Annotated in this window: 23 protein-coding genes and 2 pseudogenes; 17 read left to right on the forward strand and 8 right to left on the reverse strand. The window is 50.5% G+C overall.

What is annotated here, in order from left to right; translation table 11 throughout:
* The first annotated feature begins 261 nt into the window (after positions 1–261).
* The 3 genes and pseudogenes from ISF27_RS06815 (at position 262) to ISF27_RS13615 (ending at position 1660) form a co-directional block, all read left to right on the forward strand.
* Positions 262–594, forward strand: coding sequence for a methionine--tRNA ligase subunit beta (locus ISF27_RS06815; RefSeq protein ID WP_407926063.1), 333 nt, complete (start codon positions 262–264; stop codon positions 592–594).
* Positions 595–876: 282 nt separating this feature from the next.
* Positions 877–1494, forward strand: a pseudogene (locus tag ISF27_RS06820) (IS256 family transposase); the annotation flags it as partial.
* The gene (locus ISF27_RS13615; protein WP_407926064.1) at positions 1487–1660 is read left to right on the forward strand and encodes a transposase; all 174 of its coding nucleotides are present in this window, start codon (positions 1487–1489) and stop codon (positions 1658–1660) included. The pseudogene ISF27_RS06820 and the gene ISF27_RS13615, both read left to right, overlap by 8 nt.
* A 239-nt stretch (positions 1661–1899) precedes the next feature.
* Here ISF27_RS13615 and ISF27_RS06825 read toward each other — a convergent pair whose 3' ends face one another.
* Positions 1900–2271 carry a hypothetical protein gene (locus ISF27_RS06825; protein ID WP_194610426.1) on the reverse strand — a complete coding sequence of 124 codons (372 nt, stop codon included), beginning with the start codon at positions 2269–2271 and terminating at the stop codon, positions 1900–1902.
* A 19-nt stretch (positions 2272–2290) separates the two neighbouring features.
* On the opposite strand from ISF27_RS06825, the pseudogene ISF27_RS06830 reads away from it, so the two are divergent.
* From ISF27_RS06830 to ISF27_RS06855, 6 genes and pseudogenes are all read left to right on the forward strand, one after another.
* A pseudogene (locus tag ISF27_RS06830) lies at positions 2291–3417 on the forward strand (IS256 family transposase).
* Between the two features lie 109 nt (positions 3418–3526).
* Complete coding sequence (locus tag ISF27_RS06835; protein WP_407926065.1) at positions 3527–3688, forward strand: zinc ribbon domain-containing protein; 162 nt, start codon at positions 3527–3529, stop codon at positions 3686–3688.
* 189 nt (positions 3689–3877) lie between these two features.
* Positions 3878–4318, forward strand: a complete 441-nt coding sequence (locus ISF27_RS06840) for a nucleotidyltransferase family protein (protein ID WP_235986063.1) — start codon at positions 3878–3880, stop codon at positions 4316–4318.
* A complete protein-coding gene (locus ISF27_RS06845; protein WP_194610428.1) occupies positions 4305–4709 on the forward strand; it encodes an HI0074 family nucleotidyltransferase substrate-binding subunit in 405 nt (134 codons plus the stop codon). Before ISF27_RS06840 ends, ISF27_RS06845 begins: the two co-directional genes overlap by 14 nt.
* A 251-nt stretch (positions 4710–4960) precedes the next feature.
* Entirely contained in the window at positions 4961–5293 is a 333-nt protein-coding gene (locus ISF27_RS06850; protein WP_194610430.1) for a hypothetical protein, read from the forward strand.
* A 26-nt stretch (positions 5294–5319) separates the two neighbouring features.
* A complete protein-coding gene (locus ISF27_RS06855) occupies positions 5320–5484 on the forward strand; it encodes an HNH endonuclease (RefSeq protein ID WP_194610593.1) in 165 nt (54 codons plus the stop codon).
* A gap of 4 nt (positions 5485–5488) precedes the next feature.
* Here the strand turns inward: ISF27_RS06855 and ISF27_RS06860 are convergent, their stop codons facing one another.
* The gene (locus ISF27_RS06860) at positions 5489–5803 is read right to left on the reverse strand and encodes a type II toxin-antitoxin system RelE/ParE family toxin (protein WP_194610432.1); all 315 of its coding nucleotides are present in this window, start codon (positions 5801–5803) and stop codon (positions 5489–5491) included.
* Positions 5790–6056, reverse strand: a complete 267-nt coding sequence (locus ISF27_RS06865; protein ID WP_194610434.1) for a type II toxin-antitoxin system Phd/YefM family antitoxin — start codon at positions 6054–6056, stop codon at positions 5790–5792. The genes ISF27_RS06860 and ISF27_RS06865 overlap by 14 nt, the downstream gene beginning before the upstream one ends.
* 549 nt (positions 6057–6605) lie before the next feature.
* Between ISF27_RS06865 and ISF27_RS06870 the strand changes: the two genes are divergently transcribed.
* The 3 genes from ISF27_RS06870 (at position 6606) to ISF27_RS06880 (ending at position 7676) form a co-directional block, all read left to right on the forward strand.
* Positions 6606–7037: a hypothetical protein gene (locus tag ISF27_RS06870; RefSeq protein WP_194610614.1), complete on the forward strand. Its 432-nt coding sequence runs from the start codon at positions 6606–6608 to the stop codon at positions 7035–7037.
* 127 nt (positions 7038–7164) lie between these two features.
* Positions 7165–7431: a damage-inducible protein J gene (locus ISF27_RS06875; RefSeq protein WP_194610436.1), complete on the forward strand. Its 267-nt coding sequence runs from the start codon at positions 7165–7167 to the stop codon at positions 7429–7431.
* A gap of 71 nt (positions 7432–7502) precedes the next feature.
* Positions 7503–7676: a hypothetical protein gene (locus tag ISF27_RS06880; RefSeq protein ID WP_194610438.1), complete on the forward strand. Its 174-nt coding sequence runs from the start codon at positions 7503–7505 to the stop codon at positions 7674–7676.
* A gap of 121 nt (positions 7677–7797) precedes the next feature.
* On the opposite strand, the gene ISF27_RS06885 is transcribed toward ISF27_RS06880, so the two are convergent.
* The gene (locus ISF27_RS06885; RefSeq protein ID WP_194610440.1) at positions 7798–8385 is read right to left on the reverse strand and encodes a hypothetical protein; all 588 of its coding nucleotides are present in this window, start codon (positions 8383–8385) and stop codon (positions 7798–7800) included.
* A gap of 308 nt (positions 8386–8693) precedes the next feature.
* On the opposite strand from ISF27_RS06885, the gene ISF27_RS06890 reads away from it, so the two are divergent.
* The gene (locus tag ISF27_RS06890; protein ID WP_407926073.1) at positions 8694–8990 is read left to right on the forward strand and encodes an ATP-binding protein; all 297 of its coding nucleotides are present in this window, start codon (positions 8694–8696) and stop codon (positions 8988–8990) included.
* 348 nt (positions 8991–9338) lie between these two features.
* On the opposite strand, the gene ISF27_RS06895 is transcribed toward ISF27_RS06890, so the two are convergent.
* Both ISF27_RS06895 and ISF27_RS06900 read right to left on the reverse strand, forming a co-directional pair.
* On the reverse strand, positions 9339–9572 hold the full coding sequence (locus ISF27_RS06895) for a hypothetical protein (RefSeq protein WP_194609766.1): 234 nt from the start codon (positions 9570–9572) through the stop codon (positions 9339–9341).
* Complete coding sequence (locus ISF27_RS06900; RefSeq protein WP_194609764.1) at positions 9572–11269, reverse strand: IS1634 family transposase; 1698 nt, start codon at positions 11267–11269, stop codon at positions 9572–9574. Before ISF27_RS06900 ends, ISF27_RS06895 begins: the two co-directional genes overlap by 1 nt.
* 631 nt (positions 11270–11900) lie before the next feature.
* Between ISF27_RS06900 and ISF27_RS06905 the strand changes: the two genes are divergently transcribed.
* The 3 genes from ISF27_RS06905 to ISF27_RS06915 all read left to right on the forward strand — a co-directional run bounded on the left by ISF27_RS06905 (position 11901) and on the right by ISF27_RS06915 (position 17715).
* A complete protein-coding gene (locus tag ISF27_RS06905) occupies positions 11901–13010 on the forward strand; it encodes a hypothetical protein (protein ID WP_194610442.1) in 1110 nt (369 codons plus the stop codon).
* A 137-nt stretch (positions 13011–13147) separates the two neighbouring features.
* The gene (locus ISF27_RS06910) at positions 13148–14713 is read left to right on the forward strand and encodes an SPFH domain-containing protein (protein WP_194610444.1); all 1566 of its coding nucleotides are present in this window, start codon (positions 13148–13150) and stop codon (positions 14711–14713) included.
* A gap of 137 nt (positions 14714–14850) precedes the next feature.
* A complete protein-coding gene (locus tag ISF27_RS06915; protein WP_194610446.1) occupies positions 14851–17715 on the forward strand; it encodes a Cna B-type domain-containing protein in 2865 nt (954 codons plus the stop codon).
* 248 nt (positions 17716–17963) lie between these two features.
* On the opposite strand, the gene ISF27_RS06920 is transcribed toward ISF27_RS06915, so the two are convergent.
* Complete coding sequence (locus ISF27_RS06920; protein ID WP_194610448.1) at positions 17964–19388, reverse strand: Na+/H+ antiporter NhaC family protein; 1425 nt, start codon at positions 19386–19388, stop codon at positions 17964–17966.
* Positions 19389–19510: 122 nt separating this feature from the next.
* Between ISF27_RS06920 and ISF27_RS06925 the strand changes: the two genes are divergently transcribed.
* Positions 19511–20872 carry a lanthionine synthetase LanC family protein gene (locus tag ISF27_RS06925; protein WP_194610450.1) on the forward strand — a complete coding sequence of 454 codons (1362 nt, stop codon included), beginning with the start codon at positions 19511–19513 and terminating at the stop codon, positions 20870–20872.
* Between the two features lie 136 nt (positions 20873–21008).
* Here ISF27_RS06925 and mprF read toward each other — a convergent pair whose 3' ends face one another.
* Positions 21009–23534 (reverse strand): bifunctional lysylphosphatidylglycerol flippase/synthetase MprF, encoded by a 2526-nt coding sequence (mprF, locus tag ISF27_RS06930; RefSeq protein ID WP_194610452.1) that lies wholly within the window; start codon positions 23532–23534, stop codon positions 21009–21011.
* Positions 23535–23588: the final 54 nt, after the last annotated feature.

A 23588-nucleotide genomic window follows, 5' to 3' on the forward strand; every position in this document is an offset into this window, starting at 1 on the left:
TGTGAACCTGTAAGAACTTACATAAAAATGAGGCTCTCTGGAACAGCGGAAATATAAGAACTTACGTGAACCTTTGCAAAATCTGGAACAGAGTTCCCGACACTCAAGTCCCTCAAGGCTGAAAACAATGAAGCACATGCGGACGAAAAGGCCGGCGAAGAGAAGGCTTCCGAGGCTGTTTCCGATCAATCCGGGTTCTTCACCCCGAACGATAAGATCGATTTTACCGGTGTAAAGATCGAGCCGCTGTTCCAGGATTTCGTGGATTTTGACACCTTCAGCAAGTCCGATTTCCGGGCGGTGAAGGTAAAAGAATGCTCGGCTGTTCCGAAGAGTAAGAAGCTACTTAAGTTCGTCCTGGACGACGGTACGGGCGCGGACCGCGTGATTTTAAGCGGCATTCACGCCTATTACGATCCGGAAGAGCTGGTCGGAAAGACCCTGATTGCCATCACCAATCTCCCGCCGAGAGCGATGATGGGGATCGACTCCTGCGGCATGCTCCTGTCCGCGGTCAACGAGAGAAACGGCGAGGAAGAGCTCCATCTTCTGATGGTGGACAACCACATCCCGGCCGGCGCGAAGCTGTATTGATCGGGGGGAAATCACAGGCGGAAAACCTGACACACATCCCAGTTCCAAAAACCTTCAAGGCACTCCTTTTCAGAATCAATCTGAGAGGGGTGCCTTTTTTTGTGCAAACAGCAGGAAAAGAGGCGGAAAGCCTTTTATTGATTACACTGAAACATCATTTTTTACGTAATAGATGATAGAGTACAATAATGTTCGCAAAAACTGAATAAGCAATGGAAAAGCCATCGAGGCTCATGTAGAATGATTTGCGACGAAACAAACAACTACAAAGGAGAACTCTCGATGGCTCAGAAACAGAGTAACACAAATCTTTCCACTTTACTATTCAGTTTTATGAATCAGTCCGATCCTATGCTCAGCATGTTGGATTGGCTCTGTGAACAGATGATGGAGGCCGAGGTTTCCATGAAGTTGAGCGCTGACAAGAACGAACGCGCTGACGGAAGATCCGGCTATCGCTCCGGTTACCGTCCCAGACGTCTGGATACCCGCCTTGGAACGATTTATCTTATGGTTCCCAAAGTCCGTCAGGGCGGCTATATTCCATTCTTCGTGAACGCTTACAAGCGTAGTGAAGCGGCACTTATACAAGTTGTTCAGGAAGCCTATGTCAACGGTGTATCAACTCGAAAGATCGAGCGGCTCGCGAAACGGCTCGGAATTGAAGGTATCTCCAGATCCCAGGTCAGTGAAATGACTAAAGGGCTAAACGAGCAGGTGGAACAGTTCCGAAGCCGTGCGCTGGATTCGCACCATTATCCAATCCTCTGGACGGATGCTCTTTATGAGGATGTCCGTATCGACGGACATGTCGTCAGCGAAGCCATCATCGTCGTCTGCGGCGTGGACGAACACGGAAAACGTGATGTTCTTGCCGTTGAGCCAATGGCGGATGAATCGCGAGATCCGGCGACGCACTGGTGTTGTTGGAATCTTCCCGAATGAATCCTCCTATGTCCGGCTGGTGACAGCGTATTTGATTGAATACTTGGAGGACTGGTCAACATCCAGAGCATATATCAAAGAGGAATCAATTTCACGACTGTTACCTAAAGATGCTGCATAATCATTCAACTATGGGTCTGGATGGTTTTTGCGAACATTCCTTGACATCATCGCAACAGGTAGTTATGGTCTACCGTTTACTGGAAGAGTATCAGGTGGTTCTGGATAAGCCGATGTTCAGGGAGAAGTAAACAAAAAAAGGAGCCCGACGCATCAGGCTCCCTCTAGGTGTTGTCCGAAGACGACCACCGCAATTCGTATTACTAATATAACACAGACCGGGATTAAGTGCAAGCCATTTCAAGAATTGCTGATGAATTCCTGAAGCTTAAGTAGATGAGCCCTTTGTTGTGTACCAAGAATTTGGTTACAAACATTGGGACTCATTTGTACTCTAAGTTCATTTGTACAATCAGCAAAAGAATTAATAAATTGCTTGCACTCTGTTTTGGTCACGCCCATTTTTCGCAATACATAGGTAATTAGAATAACATAAGCTTCGATGTACTTAAAGTCTAATCCGTTAGTTCCTATTTCTGTTTCTAATAAGGAAAGAAGACGACGGTTTATAGAATTGGTTTGGATAGAGTCCATATAATGGTGTAAATTCAATAATTCAAAAGAGCCAAAGGCACAGCCTTCAGGTATAATGAGAATCGCGACATTCAACATAGTACCGAAAGGAGAACCAATGGCTCAACTCAATATTACATTGAATCAGGACGAAATTCTACAGTTACTTTCTGCCGACCGGGAGGATGCTTTCCGAACCCTCCTTCAGGATAGCCTGAATTCGGTTCTTAGGGCCAAATCCCAGGAGCAACTCCAGGCGGCGCCGTATGAGCGCTCAGAAGGCCGTACAGACTCGAGAAACGGTTTCCGGACCAGAGATCTCAAAACGCGGATCGGAACGATAACGCTGAATGTATCGAGGCACAGAAACCAGCCATTCCATACGATGGTCTTTGAGAACTACTCCCGCAGCGAAGCCGCTCTGGTTACGACCATGGCGGAAATGGTCGTGAGCGGTGTATCCACCAGGAAAGTTGCAAGGATCTCGATAAGGAAGTCGAGGAATTCCGCAACCGGCCAATCGAAGGGAATTATCCGTTCCTCAAGGTCGACGCCACGTATTTCAAGGTACGTGAGAACGGCCGGGTTGTCTCGAAAGCGCTGATGGTTGCCTATGGCACCAATGACGATGGAAAGCGCGAAATCCTTGGCTTCTCGGCCTACCGTAACGAGTCACGTGAGATATGGAAAGATTTCCTGACAGGTCTGAAAAAGCGCGGCTTGTGCGGCCTCATGATGATTACGTCCGATGCTCACGATGGCATTATCAATGCCTCCAGGGAGGTATTTCCGGACGTTCCGTGGCAACGGTGTCAGTTTCACTTTTCAAAGAACATCGCCGACAAAGCACCGAAGAAGGTACAGGCTGGTCTCCGTGCTGAACTGCAGGAAATGTTCAACTGCAAGAAGATCGAGGATGCCAGGAAAAAGCGGGACCAGGTTCTCGCCGATTATCAGGAATCCGCTTCGTCAGCCATGGAATGCCTTGACGAGGGCTTCGAAAGCGCTATGACCGTTATGACGCTTCCGGAAGGAATGCGCCGCTTCTTCCGGACATCGAACCACATTGAGCGACTGAACCGGGAGCTGAAACGGCGTTCTGGCGTTATCGGAATATTCCCAAATGAAGCTTCGCTGATCCGGCTGATGGGGTCAGTCCTGATGGAACAGAACAGCATCAGTCAGGCCAGAAAGGCAATCTTCAGCAAAGAATCTTATCAGAATCTGCTGAAATCTGATGTTTGAAGTCACCTTCACCTGATCGCTGAAGAACAGGCCGCCCTCCTGGCAGCATAGTTATCAACAATTATACCTGAAATCAATTTACACACAAATTTGGACTTGACTACCTACTATGTATCCAAGCAGTCAGATATGCAGTTGTTGTGGGTATAAGAACCCGTTTGTAAAGAATCTCTCTATCAGAGAATGGGAATGTCCTAATTGTCACGCAAAGCATGATAGAGACACCAACGCAAGCATAAACATCTTAAATAAAGGGCTGTCAATAGCCTGACATATATAAAATACCGTAGGGCATACGGGAATTTACGCTTGTGGACACTGTGTAAGACGAGCCAACAAGGTAACTTGTTAGGAACGCAGTAGTGGCTGAAGCAAGAATCCCACGACTTTAGTCGTGTGGAGTGTCAGATGATGCCACAGAAAGAGCATTACAAACGAGAAAAGGGTTTTATGCATTCTTATGGTAAACGTCAAATTATACGCCTTGCGGTGCGCTATTATTATTGAGAAACTTGAAAATTCCAGTAGATTATTCAGGCTTTTAGGAAGGGAAAATGAGCAGATGACCAATTCTGAAAATTCAGATGTACTGATGCATGAGGCTGGCGAAGAATTTCATATACCAAAAATTGTTTTGGAAGAACTGCGGGAGCTGGGGCAGAAATATGAGGTTAAAAGCATTCTCCTGTTTGGCTCTCGTGCTCGTGGGCAAGAACTTCCAAAGAGTGATATTGATCTTGCAGTTTGCGGATGTCGGAATTTTTATGATCTTGCATATGACATTGATAATCATACCAGCACGTTGCTTTCTTTTGACATTATTAATATGGATGATGGGATTTCCGAGAAGCTTAAGCAGGAGATCGCAAGAGATGGGGTTCTGATCTATGGAGAAATTTAAAAACTTTAAAAATAATTTGCAAGTACTGAGGACATCGGAAGGTGAGGATCTGGGGAACACGTTTATTGTCATTGGTATCATCGCTAAGTTTATGATTCAGTTTGAACTGTCATGGAAACTTTTTAAGGAACTACTGAAATACGAGGGGAGTGTTGAGGCGGCTTCAGGTTCGCCGAGACAGATTATCAAAACTGCGTACCAATACTATGATTTTCTGACGGAGTCGGTCTGGTTGGAGATGCTGGAGGAACGTAATAAGACCGCACATATCTATGATGAAAACGCGGCAGTTCAGTTGGTTGAAAAAATCATCAGTAAATATATTCCGGAATTTAATAAGCTGGAAGAAAAGCTTCTGGAACATTATGGAGATAGTCTGGAAAACTTATAAGTGAAGGTAATGGGTACTCTCTTCTCTATACTGCATAATTGCTTTTCCATCGACCGGTTTTTCCCCAGCTGAGGCTAAAAATCTTTCGGTAATTAGTTAGTGCGCTCAATTAACATTGAGCGCTTACGATAGCTATCAGCATTTATTGGATATTATGGAGGAAGGATGATAGAGGTTCTGAAACTGATCACGGATGAAACGGTAAAATATGCCAGTTTTCGCTATCCACTGCATCGGATTTTAAGAGGATTATGAAGGATGATAATTTTAAAAATTGGGATTGGGGACCGTATCAGCAGTATTTTCCCGCAGCACCTGAGAATGGATATGATTCGCTTCCCAAATTACAGCAATCAGGATTTCTCAGCGGTCTGGGATCTGTCCTGATGGAACAGAACAGCATCAGTCAGGCCAGGAAGGCAATCTTCATCAGAGAGTCTTATCAGAACCTGCTGAAATCTGATGTTCGAAGCCACCTGCACCTGATCGCTGAAGAACATGCCGCCCTCCTGGCAGCATATTTTTCAACAGTTATATCTGAAGGCAATTTACACACGAATTTGGACTTGCCTAGAAGTTCTTAGCACTCCATCCACTCTGTGAGGAATGCCTGCGACATGGCATTGCTACTCCAGCAACGGTTGTGAACCACATTGTTCCGCACCGAGGAGACAAGAAGCTTTTCTGGGATCGGAGTAACTGGCAGGCACTCTGCAAGAGGTGCCACGACAGAAAGACCGGACGGGAGGACTCCCATCCGGTTTACCATTATTGAGCGATCAATCGTTGAGTAGTTTATCCAGATTTCTCTTGGAATACAGAACGCGGCGTACCTCCATGGTATCATCGATGACAACATAGAAAACAGAAAAGTTTCTGACGTTGATTCTGTAATATGGGCGTGGTCTCATCTTTACTGAACGATATGGAGCAAATGACAACGGCGCTTCCAGGCGTTTATATATTGCAGATTCGATATCGTTAACCAGACGATCCGCGGCGCTGGGGTTCTGAAGATCGGTTGAGATGTAATCCACGATCTCATTCAAATCCTCCTCGAAAAGGGGAAGAAATGACAGCTTATATTTTTTCACGGATGTGGCTCCTTACTCTGGTGAAAACTTCATCTGCGGAGTATCGTTTGTCCGATTTTGCTGCTGCCGCATCGGCTTCATCGAGCTTACGTTCCGTATCGTCGGTGAGCGCAGAGTACTGTTCGATACTTAAAAGAACCATGGTGCCATAGCCGTTCTTTGTAAGAAAGACAGGTTCATTTGATTCCATGACAGTTTCTTCAAGCTCCGGAAACTTGTTTCTGAGGTCGGATACGGGACGAATGTTGATCATAGTGATTCCTCCTTTGTTATCATAATATTATCATAAATATATCATGATTACAAGAAGTAAGAGAAGGGACTTTCGCGGCATATCCTCACCGGCTGCGCCGGTTCCGGTATTCCACGGTTCCCCTGACAACGGTTCCGCTTCCCGCTTATGCGGCAGTTTCCTGCATCTTTTTCATGGTCTGCTGGCCGAGGAAGATCAGCAGCTGCCATTTTCCCGGCATGTTTTCGCCGTTGGCAATGATGTCATTCCTGACCGGAGGCTTTAACTTATGCGGCTTGTGTGGCCGCAGGAAGTTGTAGTAAGCAACCCATAGCGCGAGGTCGTAGTCAGCACCATTTAAGCGGGATACTTCTGCAGATAAAGGGAATCAGCCAGCAGTTTTGCACAATAAACAGGTAGCGAACTTGACACTATCTCTAAGTAAAGGGAGGAGCAGACAGGTATCAGGAAATTTCCCGCCGTCTCAATGACGGGTCAGAGCAGAAGTTCCCGTTTCTCGCAACGGGGACCACAGCATACCGCTATAAGCAGGTCTTCCACCAGGATCTCATGATCCTCTTGAACAAGATGGAGAACAGCGAGGATGACCAGACCGATATGACCGTCGGCGACAAGATGGCCTTTATCATGAATGCCCAGGCCAAGAAGCGTGACATGAACCAGTTGAATGAGGATGCCTTCCTTGAATGGGCGGATCAGTTCGACGGAGCCGAGCTCTTTCTTCACATGCAGGAGTTCGTCACGCTCTATCTTGGATCGCGGAGGACAAGCTCGAAACCCAAAAAAAGAAGCTGCCTAACGGAGCGGAAAGTAAATACGGCAGTGTTCCTCCTGAGGGCGAAGCAGATGGGACTGACACTGTCTGAGCTGGATGAACTGGATGAGGGAGTCGTGATGGATATGATTATTGAGTCCGTAAATGACTTCTGTGAAGATGAATACCGGCAGGTGGCAACACAGGAGGATTTCGATTTATTTTAATTTACGCAGAAGAAAATTGAATACCATGTAATCACACGGCATTTAAATACGCTATAGCACATAAAAAGCACTTGAATCATGCCAGCGCTTTCACTATAATGAAGGCATAAGTAAGGAGGTTTTCATTATGCCGAAAACAGAGGAAATGACAAATTTCACATTTAAAATGGATCGGAAGACTCGTAACAGCTATTCTAAGCTTTGTGATGACTTCGGCCTTTCCATGTCATCCGCAACGTTGGCTTTGATACGGCAGGCAGTTCGCACACAGAGCATGAGCTTTTCCATGCGTGATGAGAATGGTTTTACTCCGGCTCAGGCGGCAGAACTACAGAAAAGAATTGATGAAATTGAACAAGGCAATGTGATCAGACACGATTTGATTGAGGAGTGAGCATGAGAGAACTTCTTTGATCAGTGGGTGCCTGGGATGATTATCTAGGGTTTCAGACGGACAAGGCCGCATTGAAAAAAGTAAACATACTGCTTAAGGATGTGATGCGAAATGGCTATCAGGCTTCCTATGGGAAGGTTGCAGATGAGCAGATGATTCTGATCATGGACAGCTTCACCCCTGCCTTTAAGGGGCTGGAGAGATTTCTGCTGAAGAAACAGCAGAAGATTGAGGCAGACTCGTGATACATGAATTTGGCTTTTACGCCTGAGAGTACAAGAGACGCTGTAAATACGATGCGATACGAAATGAGAAAAAGCCCTTCAAGACTGTTCTGCGGCAGTCTATGAGGGCTTTTCGGCATCTTTACCAGCACTTGGAGCATTGCGTAAGGCCGTGCGCCTGCGCCTGTTCAATCGTTTCCTGATGTGCCTTTTGGGGATTCATCTTCCCGCAGTTGGGGATGCTGTGGTACTTTGATCCTGTAGCGGATACCCAGACTAGACCGGAAACACCGCTGGCATTATGTTCCGATACTGCGCTGGAACCTGTTGACGAAGATACGGCTTGCTTCTCCGGAGTGTTGGAGGAACTGGTTCCGGTGCCTGCCGTAATTTTCGTCTGCGTCCCGATGGTCTTTGTTTGAACCGTGCCGTTGATCATCCAGGCACCGTTTGCGTTCACGGAGTATCCGTCAGGCGTCGATTGGCTTTGAAATATGTACCCATCTGGATCAAAATAGTAACATTCGGCGACGCCGTCGTCATTCCCGTCTAGCCATGCCCATTCGTTTACAGGGTAAGTGCCGTCGTTATTCTGCCACCACCATCCGGACGTGTCCTGAACCCAGAGTCCCGGTATGTGGTTTTCCGTTTGGCCGGCAAAAGATACAAATGCTGTGCAGTATAGCAGCATGATCAACAGCATGGCGAAGGTTATCGGTTTCTTTTTCATCAGTTTTCCTCCCGTCTTTGCAGACAAGATATGTTCATCTGCAATGGTATCAAGTACTAAAATTCCATGCAGTACAGTTTGTAACTTATATACGATTAGGCTTTAGACAATACACGGTTTCGTATTGCAACCTCATATCTTGTCAATGGATAAACCGGAACTAACGGTTTTCTTAATCATGTAATAATCCGTAACGATTATATCACAACAAGGCTCCTTCATCCACCTAAAGGTAGTGTGTTTCCGCCTACAGCAAACGAGCTTTTCCTTTTGATTATTCCGGGCGATCAGCCCATGCGCTGAAGCGCCTGAGAACAACTCTTAACCAACAGGACCTGCTGATCCTCGATGAGTGGGGGTATGTGCCGGTAGATCGGGATGGATCCGAGCTGCTTTTTCAGGTGATATCGGACAGCTACGAAAGCAGGAGTCTGATTCTGACCACAAATATCGAATTTTCAAAATGGGGAGGCATCTTTACGGATGAACAGATGGCTGCCGCGATGATTGACCGTCTCGTCCATCATGGACACTTAATCATGTTCAACGGGAAAAGTTATCGGATGCAGCATGCATTGATGCGCCAGACAGTACCCCCCGAATGAAGAAATCGTGTCCTGACAACAACAAGGAATTCCCTTTCCAAAAACAGGGAATTTTGATGACAATTTTGAGGATTACCTATTGACAATATACAGTGAACAAGGAAATCCGGGCCACCCAGAGTAACCTGAGGGTCGTGAACAAGCTCCTCAAGATACGAAAAGATCATGTCATTCATCCAGAGTGCCCCGAGGACGCTGACGAATAAGGACAAAAAACTCCTACTCAATCCAGTCAATCCGATGGTTGAGTAGGAGTTTTTTAGGAAGTTCAGTGTGAACTTCCAGAGATTTTACAACTAAAGCACCAGATAACGAGCTTCTTTGCAGTCTCTGGAAGTTTTTCCCGTTTCAGTCTTCCTCTTCTGGCAAGCTGCCCTTGATGTAACGGAGGATATCCTCATAGCTTCGGGAGCTTTCAGCGATTGCCTTCATCAGTTCCTCGCTCTGCAGTGCTTTCTTCTTGTCCAGCAGCTCTTTCAGTTCCTGCGTCAATTGATCATACTGTTGCCTGTTCTTACTGATTGCCGTTTCAAGCTTACTGATCTTTTGCTCCAGTGCATCTCTGCTAATTGTTCTTGCCATTACTTTGTTCCCTCCTTTAGCGCACTATTGATGCAGGCAGCCTTATATTTCACATAAGATGCATCAATTCCAAAGGCGCTCAGGATTTCTTTCTGTGTCTTGGTCACCGCATGATCCATCCTGTACACGTTATCCAACTGCCTGCACATCTCGATTTTTTCCAGCTCCCGGATAGCTGCAGGCACCGTGAAATAATTTGGCTTTTTTAGCATAGTGCCTGCCTTGTCTTTTAACGCGGTATAAATTCTGCAGCGAATGATTAGCGCAATAAATCCGATAAAGATCTTGTTATTTGCCGCTTCTTCCGAGGCAACCCGGAGCGCCCCATTGCCAAGGTAGGACTTATCTGCGCGGAACAGTTTTTCTGACGCATCACGGTTTTTATACAGGCTGATTGCCTGCTTTGCATTCATCTTTTCCGATGTGATGATGGCAAAATAACCGCACAATTCCAGCTCGTCCCGGATCACCTGAAGCTTCGGCTCTGCGTAAACAAACATGCCGCTTTCCTTATCCCTGTGCAGGAAGAAGTATTTTTCAAATGTCGGGCCAAACTCCCGGTCTTCATCGCGGTGTGCATCCAGGAAGCTCTGCATCTGCTGGATCTTCTCTTCAAATCTGGCGCGTTCACCGGCCGCTTTCGCCGCGCTATAATACATATGTACATACCGCTTCCTGGTATCTGATGCATACACAAAAGTGTGAACCGTCTTCCCGTACACGCCGAATTCCGCGATCTGATTACCCCAGTCGTTCTCAAAGGAGCCTTTCTGCTGACGGATCTGATCATGAATAAAGTCCTTGATGCCTTTCACCATAATAATAAATGCAAATCCGTTTTCATCCATAAACTTCAGATTTTCTTTGCTGAAATAGCCCCGATCCAAAATAAAACCAATGTTGTTGTACCCGTACCCTTTTGCCTTCGCGATCATGTACTGCAGCTGCGAAACGTCATTGATGCTTCCCGGATACTTCTCATACATCAGTGGCTCACGGTTGTTCACATCGTAACCAATGGCATAATTAAAGATCGGCAGGCCGGCATCGACCTTCGCTGCGCCATACTCAATCATGCTGATGTCACCGGCTTCACAATTCTTGTTTGTAGAATCGTAGGAGATATAGACCCGTTCACGCTTATTCCGTTCCTCATTCCAAAGATTCAGAAAGTTCTGCCGCTGGTCTTCACTGAGATCCCGCAGGAAATCAGAAATCGTTGAATCACTGTAGATCCTCATATTTGGTGTGAAGAGTGGATGGTTATACGCATAATCCGGATAGTACTGTGCCGCATTATTTTCTGTAATGACGGAGTAGGCAGCCAGGTCAAGAATCATCCCGCTGTTTCTGACGCCAAAAGCAGCCTCCAGTTTCTCGCCCAGCCCGAGATCCTTCACCACCTGATTGATCACCATATATGTGCCGGCTTTCAGTGCGCTGCTCCGGCCGGCATCACCACGTTCCCCGGCTGCTTCCACCTCCGGAAAGAACTTTCGAAAGTTCTCATTCGGGCACATCTTATCCGGATCTTCATCCGACAGTTTTCCGATCGTCGATCTTTTCACGATCGTATACTTGCGTTTTGGATCATAGGCGCGATCGTATTCATAGTACACGTACTTCGCATTTCCCTTCTGTCGGAAAGTGATTTTTCCCTTTTCATCCGGCACATCAACAAGGTAACCAAGATACATAGCTTTCTCCAAAATTAAATAGTGGTATTTACGACTAAATATAGTGTATCAAAAAATCCGCACAATTGCAAGCAAAAATGCGGAATTATCCAGTGTTTTCAAGGCTTTTGGGGCGTTGTATTGCGCGCAGTTTTTCTCTAGTTGCACGTTTTATTGGAAGTCAACATTCAGAGTATCCGTTTGCAAACAAAATATTCCTTTCTTCTTCTCCGGCAGCAGATGTGTTGCGCGGTGATGACAAAATAAGTCTGAAAAATCAATACTTTCCATGTATATTATTACAATAACAATGGGAAAATAAAAAAGATTGAGTTTACAGCGTGTAAAGCTGCCTAAAAGTTTACATTGTGTAAAGATTTTGTAAACCATAAAAAAGGCGAAAAATATAGACAATATAAGGGGATTTTACTACGATAACTATATATTACGAAAAGCTTCGTATTGCTGAATGCTTCCGCAGACAAATTTACCTGCAGAGGTGTGAAATCATCAGCCTATGGAACCGGAAGCTTTGAACAAGATAATGGCAAGGGGGGAATGATGCCGGGAAATTACGATAAGTAACGTGTGGGGAAATGCGGATATTGCAGAATGATTTAAAGAAAAGGAAATCAAACTCGTGGAAAAGAAAATGTTTCAATCCGGGCGGGGGATAACTGTCCTCTCGTGTGTCATCCTTGCGGCTATGTCCATCTTTATTGCCGTGCTCGCCGCAGGCATCATCAGCCAGTCTGTCTACGGCAGGGAGATCTCTGAAGCTGACAGCTATGGTGGCCTAGTATATCTGGACGCGGAATACCTGACCGGGTCCTTCGCGACAGATGAGGAGGGAAATGAGTATCTGTTTGCCTCCAGAAAGAAAGGCGGCACCTGGTATGACTATATCGTGAGTGTTCCGAAGACTGTATACAACAGTGACGAATTTCAAAAGAAGATCGCGGCTGACAATGAGGATGCTTCTCCCCTGCGGATCAAGGGCACGCTCCGGCAAACGGACAGTGATCTTGATGCGCTGGCACAGGGGGCGTATGCGATCTATGCGGGCTTGGATTCCGGAGAAAATGCGTCAGATTATCTTGGGAATGTCTGCCTTGTCTATTCCGCTTCCGGCAACGCTCTTGCCGATATCAGCGCGGGACTGTGGATTGCGCTCGCGTTCATGGTGCTGATGATCGTTTTATGGATTGCGGAAATGATCCGCCTGATTCGTCGACAGAGGAAGAAAGACAGGAAGATCGCGAACGCGAAAAAGCTGTTTGAAACCAGCGCGGATTATCAGAATGGCGTAAGACAAACGTCGGAAACTGACGCCCGGCATTTCAAAAACTGCAGATGTTATGTGACAAGAGACTATGTGGTCAGCTATCAGGACGGGCTGGAGGTTTTCCGGATCGACCAGATCCGGGAATTGTATGGATATGACAAGCAAAGATATCATGCAATCCTGAGCGTTATGTTTGGCGCCTTCGCGGGATTCAGTATGGAACATTACCTGGTAGCGATAACGGCGGATGGGGAAGCACACCAGTTCGCAAGGCTCAATGCCGCTGTAAAAGCGCACAGCCAGATTGCCGGAGCCATTCTTTTGAAAAACCAGAGCATTGTTCTGGGCAGGATGAATCTGGCTTTGCGCGAGGCCGGACAAACGCCGGATGATCTGAATCTTGCGAAAGTCAAGGGATTCTATGGCAGTACGGATATATGGACGGGAAGAAGCATGAACAGCTTCGGCATAGAGTAAGTTATTTCCGTATAGATCTGCCGGATCAAGGGTTATCTGACGTATGGACAGCGGACGGATTTTTGTGAGTTTTTTCTGATTGGACTTGTCGGATAAAAGGACTTCTTGCTGCTTTACAAATTTTGAAGGGGGTATCTATGATTTCAGTAGAAACGATTATTCCTGCCGTGATCATTGTTGGCATTTTGCTCATTCTGATGAGCGGTTATGTGAAAGCGCCGCCGGACAAGGCATTTATTATTTCCGGGTTTCGAAAGAAACCGAAGATCCTGATCGGAAGGGCAGGAATCAAGGTTCCTTTCCTGGAACGGCTGGATACCCTGTATCTGGGTCAGATGACCGTGGATATCAAAACAGAACAGTCGGTTCCGACGACAGACTTCATCAATGTCAATGTCGACGCCGTCGCGAAGGTGCGCATTTCCCCGGACGGGGAAGGGATCGAAAAGGCATCCAGAAACTTTCTGAATAAAAAGGCGGAGCAGATCGCAATGGATCTGCAGGATTCCCTGCAGGGAAATATGCGTGAAATTATCGGAACGCTGACGCTCAAGGACATCAATACGAACCGGGATTCCTTCTCGGATCAGGTTATGATGAAGGCCGCCAAGGATATGGAGAAGCTCGGCATTGAAATCCTCTCCTGCAATATCCAGAACGTAACCGACGAGAAGGGGCTGATCAATGATCTGGGCGCAGACAATACGTCCAAGATCAAGAAGGACGCGGCAATCGCCAAAGCGCAGGCTGACCGGGACGTGGCGATTGCACAGGCAGAAGCGAACAAGGCGGCAAACGATGCCCGTGTTCTTGCTGACACGGAGATCGCGCAGAAGAACAACGAGCTGGCGATCAAACAGTCGGGATTAAAGGTGATTTCGGATACCAAAAAGGCGGAGGCGGATGCGGCCTACGAGATACAGAAGCAGGAGCAGCAAAAGAACATCGAGATCGCAACCGTCAACGCGCAGATCGCGAAAGCAGAACGGGACTCTGAGCTGAAAAAGCAGGAAGTTTCCGTCATGCAGCAGTCTCTGGAGGCGGAGATCAACAGAAAAGCTGACGCAGAGAAGTACCGCGTCGAGCAGGAAGCGGCGGCGGATCTTTCCAAGAGGCAGAGGGAAGCGGAAGCCAGAAAGTACGAACAGGAGAAAGAGGCGGAAGCGAAGAAAACCGTCGCGGATGCCGCGAAGTATGCGGCGGAACAGGAAGCCGCCGGCATCCGGGCAAAATACGAGGCGGAAGCCGCCGGTATTGCGTTGAAGGGCCGGGCGGAAGCGGAAGCCATGGAAAAGAAAGCGGAGGCATATCAGAAGTACAACAATGCGGCCATCGCGGAGATGCTGATCCGGGTACTGCCGGAAATTGCCGGAGAGATCGCAAGGCCTCTGTCCCAGATTGATAAGATCACGATTATCGGCGGCGCTGACCAGGAGAATGGTGTTTCAACGATTGCATCCAATGTGCCGGTTGTGATGTCCAAACTGTTTGCGTCCATGAAGGAAACCACAGGGATTGATCTCGGGGAGATTATGAGGGCCGGAACCTATGATGCCAAGGTAAACAGAAACGTTCATGTGACTGGGCTGGAGAATTGCGGAGCCGGACAGGCGAATGCATCGGACCGGATGCCTGATTCCTGCCATGATCCGGAAAAACAGGCAACGAACAGCGGAAAAACCAGTTCCGCTACCAAGGAGTAAAAAGGATGAAAATAAGCCGACATATTACCAGATTGACCGCCTTAGCGGTGATGATCCTATTCCTGGTACAGAGCGGACTGACAAGCTTTGCGGCCGAATCGATATCGGTAAATCCTCCGAGTGTGGAGGACAGTCTTGTGGAGAGCAAGATTGACGCTTCTGATGCTAAGGATGCGGATGACGCCGGTAATGTTGATGACGCGGATGACATCGGGGACGGTGCAGATCATGGGGAACTCCTCGACAAATACGCAACCGGGGCAAGTGAAGGCGAAATTGCCAGGAGGGTGACGCCTGCTCCCGCGGATATCCGGACCGAGGGCGAGACAGCAAAGACAGCGCCGAAATTGGCACCGGCAGGGATAAAGCAAGTGGATGCAAGAGTTACCGAGCTTACAATAAAGAGCTTGAGCGGAAATACTGTAGATCATGTATATTGGTCTGACAAATTTTACCTTGCCATGGACTGGGATGCCAGCTCAAACGGAGCGGATCTTCACGAGGGAGATTATTTTGACATTACGCTGCCGGAGAAAATGATCTTTCCCTCGGATCATGAAGCCGACAATTTTAACATCTACGGTGAAGATGGAACAACCGTGATCGGCAAAGCCCATGTGACGCCGGGGACGGGCGATAAAGGCGGATCCGTCCGGATAACCTTCACCGATTGGGTTGAAGGAAAGGAGAATGTTCGTGGAAGCATCCGGCTTTCAGCGCGATTCGACAAAGAGCAGATAACAATCGGTAAGGATAACACTTTTGAAATATCGGTCAGCGGAAAGGTTGTGCCGGTGACAGTTCGCATTAATGGGCCGACCGCACTTGAGCCGGAGATCCTCGGGAAGTGGGGACAATCGGTGGATGGGGAAAAACAACAGGCGGAATGGTATATCCGGATCAATCATCAGAAAGCGGATCTCCGCAATGTGGTGATCACGGATCATCTTTCCGAAGGAGCAGGCACAGAAACCTATATTGCCGAAAGTTTCATGCTTCGCCCTGTTGAATTTAATGAATATGGTGACGTTGTCCGTGCTTATGACGAAGTGAGCCTCACGGGAAAACTGGACATCGCCGCTAACGGAAAATCTTTCACGCTGAATCTGGGAGATATCCATGACGGCCAGTACCGCCTCCGCTACAGAACAACCTATACGCCGGGGACAACGCTTCGCAACAATATGAAGTTAACTTCGGCGAAACAGGTTGAAGTGGCAAGTGCATCCCATATCTCTGCAGATTCCGGCGGATCCGGGACAGGAAACCTGGCGAACAAAATCAAACTGATCAAGGTGGATGCGGATGATCAGAGCCTTCCTCTGGCAAATGCGGTATTTGAAGTTACGCGCCCCGATGGAACTTCCTTTGAAATGATCACCGGTGCCGACGGAACAGCAGTATCCGGCTACCTCACTTCAGGGACATATCAAGTAAAGGAAAAATCCGCACCGGACGGTTATGAATTGAACAGGGAAGAATTTTCAATGGTTGTGTCCTCGGCAGGCGGGGCGCTTCAGACCGTTCCTGATAAAAAGAAGAAAACGGATCCTGAGACGATTTCCATACCCATTGTAAAATTCTGGAATGGAGGTTATCTGCTTAGGGCGGCTTCTCGGTATCCGGTTAACAACCAGGATGAAGGAAGCAGTGAAAATAGGCCGGCTTCCGTCACGGTTAATCTGCTCGCAGACGGAACTGTTATAAGAACTGTCGAATTGAATGAGAGTAACGGGTGGGCGCTTATGCTTTCCGGATTTCCAAAATATGGGAATGATGGCCATGAAATTCAGTACACGGTTAATGAAGTCGGTGTGCCCGGATATACAACTACGATTACAGGAGATCCGTCGACTGGTTTTATAATCACGAATACGGCCACGACACAGGTGAAAGTGATCAAGAAATGGGTTGGCCCCGCGCGTGATTCTGCAACTTTGCATTTGCTGGCAGACGGAAGGACAAAAGAAACGGTTACGCTTAATGCCGGTAATGACTGGATATATACTTTTGGGAATCTTCAGAAGTATGACAGCTCAGACGGGCACGAGATTGTTTATTCTATTTCTGAGATACCGGTTGATGGATATAGCAGCGTCATCAGTGGTACGGCAAAGGATGGGTACACGATGACCAATACGATTACCGGGAAAATTTCTATTCCGGTAACAAAAGTCTGGTCCGGCGGAACCGGCAGTAAGGCTATCGTGCATCTGTTCGCGGACGGAAACGAGATTGCGAGCCAGGAACTGAACTCTGGTAATCAGTGGCAGTATACTTTTGAGAATCTTGACAAGTATAAGGACGGAAAGGAAATAAGTTATACCTTGACGGAAGATGGTATTCCCGGATATAGTGCCGCGATCACATACTCCACCGAACGGGGATTTACCGTCACAAATACGAAGGAACCCAGCGGACATCATGGTGGTGGTGGTGGTGGTGGTGGTGGACATGGCGATGGTCACCATAGCGGTGGAGGATCCGGGGTTGCAATGGTGACGGTCGTCGGCACAAAGTCATGGGAGGATAACAACAACGACGCTGGAACCAGGCCGTCCTTGATCACGCTACATCTCCTTGCGAACGGGACGGAGATTGCCACTGCTCAGACTTCGGCAGATTTCAACTGGACATACAGCTTCGGGAGACAGCCGCTCTGCGATGCAGGCGGAAAGGAAATCTCTTATATGGTCACGGAAGATGCAGTTTCCGGCTACAGCTTCTCTCAGGCTGCTCCGGTAACGGCGGACGGAAAGATCGTGATCAATGTCAGGAACATACTGGACCCAACAACCAAAGACACGAACGGCAGTATGTCAACAAATGAAGGATCAGGGGGACGGAAGACTGCTCCGAATGCCGGAACGAAGGTATCAGGAAGCGTTGCAACAAGTGACGATTCGCGCATGATGCTTTACCTGTTCCTGATGATCGGAAGTCTAATCGTCCTGGCTGCAGACCTGATTTTCCTGCGGAGACAGGAAGAAGCGGGGAAGTAACCGTATACATGGCGAAAAAATGACAAAGGATGCTCCGGTCAAGCATAAAGCCTGCCCGGAAAGGAAGAGAATGAATCAGTAAGAAAAGCCCTCCGGGACTGCCTTTTGGCAGCCTCGAAGGGCTTTTGGACATCTCCTGCGGCACCTGCGCCGGCCTAATACCCGTAGTTTGCCCGGTATCGGCCAAATTCCCAGATGTCAGCAGCAGGCACAGGCCGTCGGAGGCGGCAGCCACGAGCCGTTTCTCATCAGTCGTTCGAGTACGGATTCACGCCGTCGGCGCGAAGCTGTTCGTCGGTCTCATGTGTCCTGCCCCATCCGGACAGGATCGCGAACCAGAACACAACGAAGAGTGCCATGGACTGGAAGTTATAGCCGACAAAGGAGAGCGGGCTGTAGCCCTCGGAGACCACGCCGGTCGCGACGGCGACGGCAGCCAGGTTCAGGCACCCGGGGTTGGTCGGCACGAGGTATCCGACACCGCAGCCGAGGCCGTCCAGGATGTTGGCACAGCGGGCGCGGTCGATGTGGAACGGGCGAAGCAGGCGCCGGATAATCGGGCCGCAGAACGCGATCGCCGAGGTGCCGCTGCTGATGGCGATGGAAACCAGGCAGACCATGCCGCCGGCAGTGATTTCGGCTGCCCGGTCGGATTTTGCCTGATGCCGGAGCATGCCGAGAATCCAGTCGAGTACGCCGGCATTGCTGATCAGGCTGACCATCACGAAGATGAAGAGCAGGAAGATGATCGTGCCGACCATGCCGTCGAAGGCGCTCGGAATCAGGCCGTCCTTTGCCACCAGGGTTGGAAGACTGACGTAGCCGAAGGCAAAGAGAAGCACGAAGCCAACCAGCTCACTGATGATAAAGGAGGTGAAGAGCCCCTTCTTCCTGAGCATCAGGACTACGGCGAGCAGCGGGACAACGAGGAAAATGAGACTGCTCAGATACTGTCCGCTGACGTCGGTGGCCGCCGCGGAGGTACCGCCGAACCGACTGACGCCGAGAGCGATATAGGCTGCCGCGGAGACGATGCCGGCGATGATGGAATATTTCAGGCGGCTTTTGACTACGCGCATGGTGTCGACCTCCTGTGTCAGGGAGGAGGCGATGGTGGTGTCGGAGATCGGTGCCAGGTTATCGCCGAAGCAGCCGCCGGCGAGGATGGCACCGCAGATCACGTTGGCGTCGCAGCCCATGCCGACAGCCAGAGGAATCAGGACCGGGCCGGAAGCGTTGACGGAGGTAGCCGCCGATCCGGTGGCGGTGGACAGGATCATGGCGATAATAAAGCAGACAATCGGCATCAGCGCCGGGGAGACATTTGCCCGGGACATGATGTAGAGCAGGGCGTCAACCAGATGTGAGGAGGTCAGGATCTTCGACATGATGCCGGCGAGCAGGAAGCAGGCGAGCATATAGGCGAAGATGTGATCCTGGATGCCGGCAAGAACCGCCTTCTGGAATTCCGATTTGTCTTTATAGACGAGAAATCCGGCGACCATCGCGAAAAGTCCGGCTGCCCAGAAATTCCGTGTCGATCCCATGCCGTTTGCGACCATGACAATCATGGAGATAATCATGACCAGAAGCGGGAGCAGGCCGCCGAAATGGCCGAGCCAGGTCTCCGCAGGGCGGGCACCGCTTCCTGCTGCCTGTTGTTCTGCATTCATAAGAAATCCTCCTTCAAAAAAAGTGGTAAATCGGGTATGATGTTAGCAAGTTGCGTGTTATAATAGCACAATATTCATACTAAAACAATAGGCATTGCAAGAAAATGAAGGAGAACGGACCATTGAAAAAGAATCTTTTGCTGCCGGTGACCCCGGAGGATTATCTGGATGCCGCGAAGGCGGCGATGCGCTTTATCATGACCCGCGTGCGCACGGACGCTCCGGAGGGGCACTACTGGACACTGGAGGACGCCCAAACCGGCCATGAACGCTACTATGATGAGATCTGCATGTACTCCGGGGCCGCGGGTATTGTCTGCTATCTGCTCTCCCTGTATCAGGTGACCAGTGACGAAGCTTATCTCGCGGAGGCGAGGCAGGGCGGCACGTATCTGATGTACCGCTGGTATCATCAGCGGGAGCTCAAGAAGAATTTCTCCAAGTATGCCTTCTCGACCGGCTATTCCGGCGCAGCCTACGCGCTGACGGCGCTCTATAAGCTGACCGGGGATGAGGAATATAAAGCATGCGTGGAGAGCATTATCGACGGGATGAAGGCGGACGCGCAGCCGGGCGAGGGCGGACAGGGCTATACCTGGTCCACGTACCCGGGCATTGTGGGCAATGCCGGAACCGTTCTCTTCCTGCTCTATGCGGCGGATGTCTATGACCGTCCGGACTGGCGCAGCTTCGCCGTCGAGGCAGGGCACATTTTCCTCGGGAAGGGGCGCAGCATGGGGGACGGGAAGATCGTCTACAGCGGCGTTGATCCGACCTACTTCCACGCTTCCCCGGATTATGTTGACCCGAATTTCCCGATGGGAACCGGCGGCATCGGATTTACGCTGCTGCGCCTCTATGAGGCGAGCGGGGATCCGGTATTCCGCGATGCGGTCAATGGCGTGGCGGAATATATGGAGGACGCAGCGACGAAGACGGCGGACGCCGCGCTGCTGCCCCACGCGCTTCCGGACCGGCCGGATCTCTATTACCTCGGCTACTGCCACGGGCCGGCGGGAACAACCCGTTTCTTCTATAAAATGTATACCATGACCGGCGACCGCGCGTACCTCGACTGGGCGCTCCGGTTCGCGAACGGCACGACAAAGGCCGGCGCCCCGGAGATTCACTCCCCAGGCTACTGGAACACGTACAATATCTGCTGCGGTACGGCGGGAATCGAGAACATGTATCTTGGCCTCTACGCGGCGACCGGTCGGGAGGATCTCCGGAAAATGGCGCTGCGCTGCGGGCGGGTTCTGCTCGGCGCCGCGGACTGGACGGAGGAGGCGGACGGAACCCACGCATGCTGGAATTTTGCCCTTGACCGGGTGGCACCGAAGGTCATCACATCCCCGATCGGCCTCTTTGACGGGGCAGCCGGCATCGGGCTTATGCTGCTCGAGCTCTACCAGTGCGAGACCGGCACGTTCCAGGTGAGCCGTGCCATCGATGACCCGTTCCCGGAGAAGTTTATCTTCTGACGGCGGATTCTCCGGCTCCGGAGGTGAAGCCGAAGCCGGAGAATGCCCGCCGGCGGCCGGGAAGTGTGGGAGGCCAGAGCCTGGGCTTCTTTGGCTCAGCCGCCGGGAAGTGCGGGGAGCCGGAGCCTGGGTTTCTTCAGTTCGGGGTCCGGTTGTCGGCACGGTACACGGCGAGCATGTCGCAGACCAGCCAGCTTGCCTTCGGATAGCATACGTACCGGGAACTCCACTCTGGGGCATATTTTTCCTTGTACTGCCTGAGTCCGTTGAAGGAGTAGAACCGCCGGCTGAAGGTGTAGATCAGGTAGGCGACCCGTTCCTGGAAGAAACTGTGTTCAAAGCTGCCGACATTGGCCAGCGGCGCCATGCCGAGGTCGAAGTACCGGACGCCCTTTCCCTGGAAATAGAGGAAAAGGGAGACAAAAAGGAAATCCATGATGCCGTTCGGGCAAAGGTCCGCGTCGTAGCGCATGAGGTCGATGGTCGCGGTGTCCGCGGAGTGGTTCGGCATGATGTTCGCGAAGGCGCAGATTTCCCCGCTGCTGTTTTTGACGAGGGCGATCGGGGCCTTCTGCAGGTAGGCGCGGTCGAAAAAACCGAGGGAGAATCCCTTTTCCCGGCGGCCGTCAAGCCAGCGGCGGGAGATCGCGGAAAGCTGATCGAGAAGCTCGTCAGAATGGGGCTCGCCGGTGATTGTAAAGGTGAAGCCCTGTTTTTCTATTTTGTTCAGCGCGGTGCGGTAGCGTTTTCCGTGATTTCCCGCGGTGCTGAAGTTCTTGAGATCGACCAGGGCGCTCTCCCCGAATTTCATAAACTCATAGCCGTATTCGTGGAGCAGAAGGGTTGTCTGCTGGCCGATTTCATAGAAGATCATCTGGTATCCCAGCTGTTCGGCGTCCACGAGGAGTTGGCTGATGGCGTCGCGGAAGGCGTCCCTTTTCCCGATGGGTTCGCCCATGACGACGCATTTGCTGCCGGACTGGGCAAACTGGAAGGCGACGGCATCGGCGCCATTTTCCCGGTACCAGTAGAGGCGCTTGTCCCGGAGATACGCGAGGCCGCTGTTGCTGTCCCCGCCATATTTCTGGAGAAGGCTGGTGAATCGGGCATCATCGAAGGCATCGCCGAGGGGCTGGCGGCCGGCGGAGAGGTAGCGCACAATCAGCTGGTAGATGAAGGTGATCAGGAGAATGGCGGCGAGAAGCTGCAGCCAGAGGCGGCCGTAGCGGCTGAGCAGGTACCGCTGGTTCCGGAACAGGATGCCGGCTGCCCTGTGGCCGCTGAAGCGGAGGAAGAGCGCCAGGGTGAACATCAGGATCAGGAAATCGCGGGTAAATGCCTCCGCCGAGTAGACGAGCTGGATCCGGTTAAGCCGCGGCCGGATCTGCACCATCACCAGGACCAGCAGGAGCACCGCAGAAGACGCCGCCCAGCTGACTTCCCCGAAGTTGACGTAGAGGAAGGTCACGGCGAGAAGGCAGATGCCGAAGGGGAAAGCGCGGGAGACATTTTCCTGGACAGCGCGTCCGAGCAGGATGAAGCAGACGCCAAGGAGCACGCTGGGAAACTGGTAGAGCAACTGGCCGTGGACCGGGTCGAGGCTGCGGAGAAGCGGGATGCTCGAGAGTTCGTCCGGAATCAGTGCCGACAGGACCAGATAAATGCCAAACAGGCGGATCAGGAGGACCGCCGCCCGGTGCGCCGCGGAGGTCAGGAGCATTTTGGGGATCCCGTGAAATTTTGTGTTGATCCGCCCGCCCATGTAGTGGATAAAAAGCAGGACGCCGAAGAAGAACGGGATGATGTAATAGACCAGGCGGAAGAGCAGGATCCAGGTGACGACGCGGGCGCTCTCGATGCCGAGACTCTCCAGGCCGGCGATCATGATGAGGTCAAAGCTTCCGATACCGCCGGGGATCATCGAGACCAGGCCGACCGCGATGGCGATAATGTAGAGCGGGATGAGGTTGAAGAGCGGGATGCTGATGCCCATGAGATACCCGGTGAGGACAAAGCAGGTGATGACGCATGCCCAGTCGGCGGTGGAAGCGAGGAGCAGCTTTCCGGCGGTTGCCATCCGGAGCCGGCCGAAGTATTTCATGTTTTTACGGCTTGAGAGGAATAAAATGCATGGGACATAGCAGGCGGTACCGATCAGCAGGATCAGGTAACGGCGGATTTCCGGGCTCACCGGGGTGAATATGGTGAGAAACAGGGAAATGGCGCTGAAGACGGAGAGGCCGGACATGAAGTACGGCATGATCCGGGAGATCGCCTGCACTCCGTCGCTTTCTTTTTCCTCCGGGACATAGAAGGAATACCGGAGGCCGATATCCACGATGCCGCCGAACCCGGCGAGGTTATTGATGGTGTTCACACACCAGCTCGTCCCGAGGATGTAGGATTTCGGGTATATGGTTCCGAGCTCCCGGTTCAGGATGAAGTCGTAGGCCAGCATCGGGGTGACAGCGATGAGCCCGATCAGGATCATCAGGAGGATGTGCGGTGCCGGAATGTCCGCGAAGGCAGCCCTCAGGTCTGCCCCGGACAGGGTCCGGCGCAGGCGGAACAGCTCAATGATGACAAGGACGCAGACGGAGGTAAAAAAAACCGTCCGGATGGCGGTTTTGAGAGATTTTATTTTTTCAATCATGTGCTTCATTTGACCCTCCAGGGACACGAAGATTTACCGGAGAATTGTTATGAGCATGTTGTA

This window comes from Clostridium vitabionis (assembly GCF_015351765.1).
Taxonomy (GTDB): Bacteria; Bacillota; Clostridia; order Lachnospirales; family Lachnospiraceae; genus Clostridium_R; species Clostridium_R vitabionis.

Bases quoted from the DNA above. Each gene is read 5' to 3' on its own strand.
- ISF27_RS06920 (WP_194610448.1), bottom strand. From the start codon at position 19,388: ATGAATGCAGAACAACAGGCAGCAGGAAGCGGTGCCCGCCCTGCGGAG.
- mprF (WP_194610452.1), bottom strand. From the start codon at position 23,534: ATGAAGCACATGATTGAAAAAATAAAATCTCTCAAAACCGCCATCCGG.
- ISF27_RS06850 (WP_194610430.1), top strand. From the start codon at position 4,961: ATGAAGGATGATAATTTTAAAAATTGGGATTGGGGACCGTATCAGCAG.
- ISF27_RS06910 (WP_194610444.1), top strand. From the start codon at position 13,148: ATGATTTCAGTAGAAACGATTATTCCTGCCGTGATCATTGTTGGCATT.
- ISF27_RS06835 (WP_407926065.1), top strand. From the start codon at position 3,527: ATGTATCCAAGCAGTCAGATATGCAGTTGTTGTGGGTATAAGAACCCG.
- ISF27_RS06825 (WP_194610426.1), bottom strand. From the start codon at position 2,271: ATGTTGAATGTCGCGATTCTCATTATACCTGAAGGCTGTGCCTTTGGC.
- ISF27_RS13615 (WP_407926064.1), top strand. From the start codon at position 1,487: ATGAATCGCGAGATCCGGCGACGCACTGGTGTTGTTGGAATCTTCCCG.
- ISF27_RS06900 (WP_194609764.1), bottom strand. From the start codon at position 11,269: ATGTATCTTGGTTACCTTGTTGATGTGCCGGATGAAAAGGGAAAAATC.
- ISF27_RS06905 (WP_194610442.1), top strand. From the start codon at position 11,901: ATGTTTCAATCCGGGCGGGGGATAACTGTCCTCTCGTGTGTCATCCTT.
- ISF27_RS06840 (WP_235986063.1), top strand. From the start codon at position 3,878: ATGGTAAACGTCAAATTATACGCCTTGCGGTGCGCTATTATTATTGAG.
- ISF27_RS06870 (WP_194610614.1), top strand. From the start codon at position 6,606: ATGATCCTCTTGAACAAGATGGAGAACAGCGAGGATGACCAGACCGAT.
- ISF27_RS06845 (WP_194610428.1), top strand. From the start codon at position 4,305: ATGGAGAAATTTAAAAACTTTAAAAATAATTTGCAAGTACTGAGGACA.
- ISF27_RS06895 (WP_194609766.1), bottom strand. From the start codon at position 9,572: ATGGCAAGAACAATTAGCAGAGATGCACTGGAGCAAAAGATCAGTAAG.
- ISF27_RS06875 (WP_194610436.1), top strand. From the start codon at position 7,165: ATGCCGAAAACAGAGGAAATGACAAATTTCACATTTAAAATGGATCGG.
- ISF27_RS06885 (WP_194610440.1), bottom strand. From the start codon at position 8,385: ATGAAAAAGAAACCGATAACCTTCGCCATGCTGTTGATCATGCTGCTA.
- ISF27_RS06865 (WP_194610434.1), bottom strand. From the start codon at position 6,056: ATGATCAACATTCGTCCCGTATCCGACCTCAGAAACAAGTTTCCGGAG.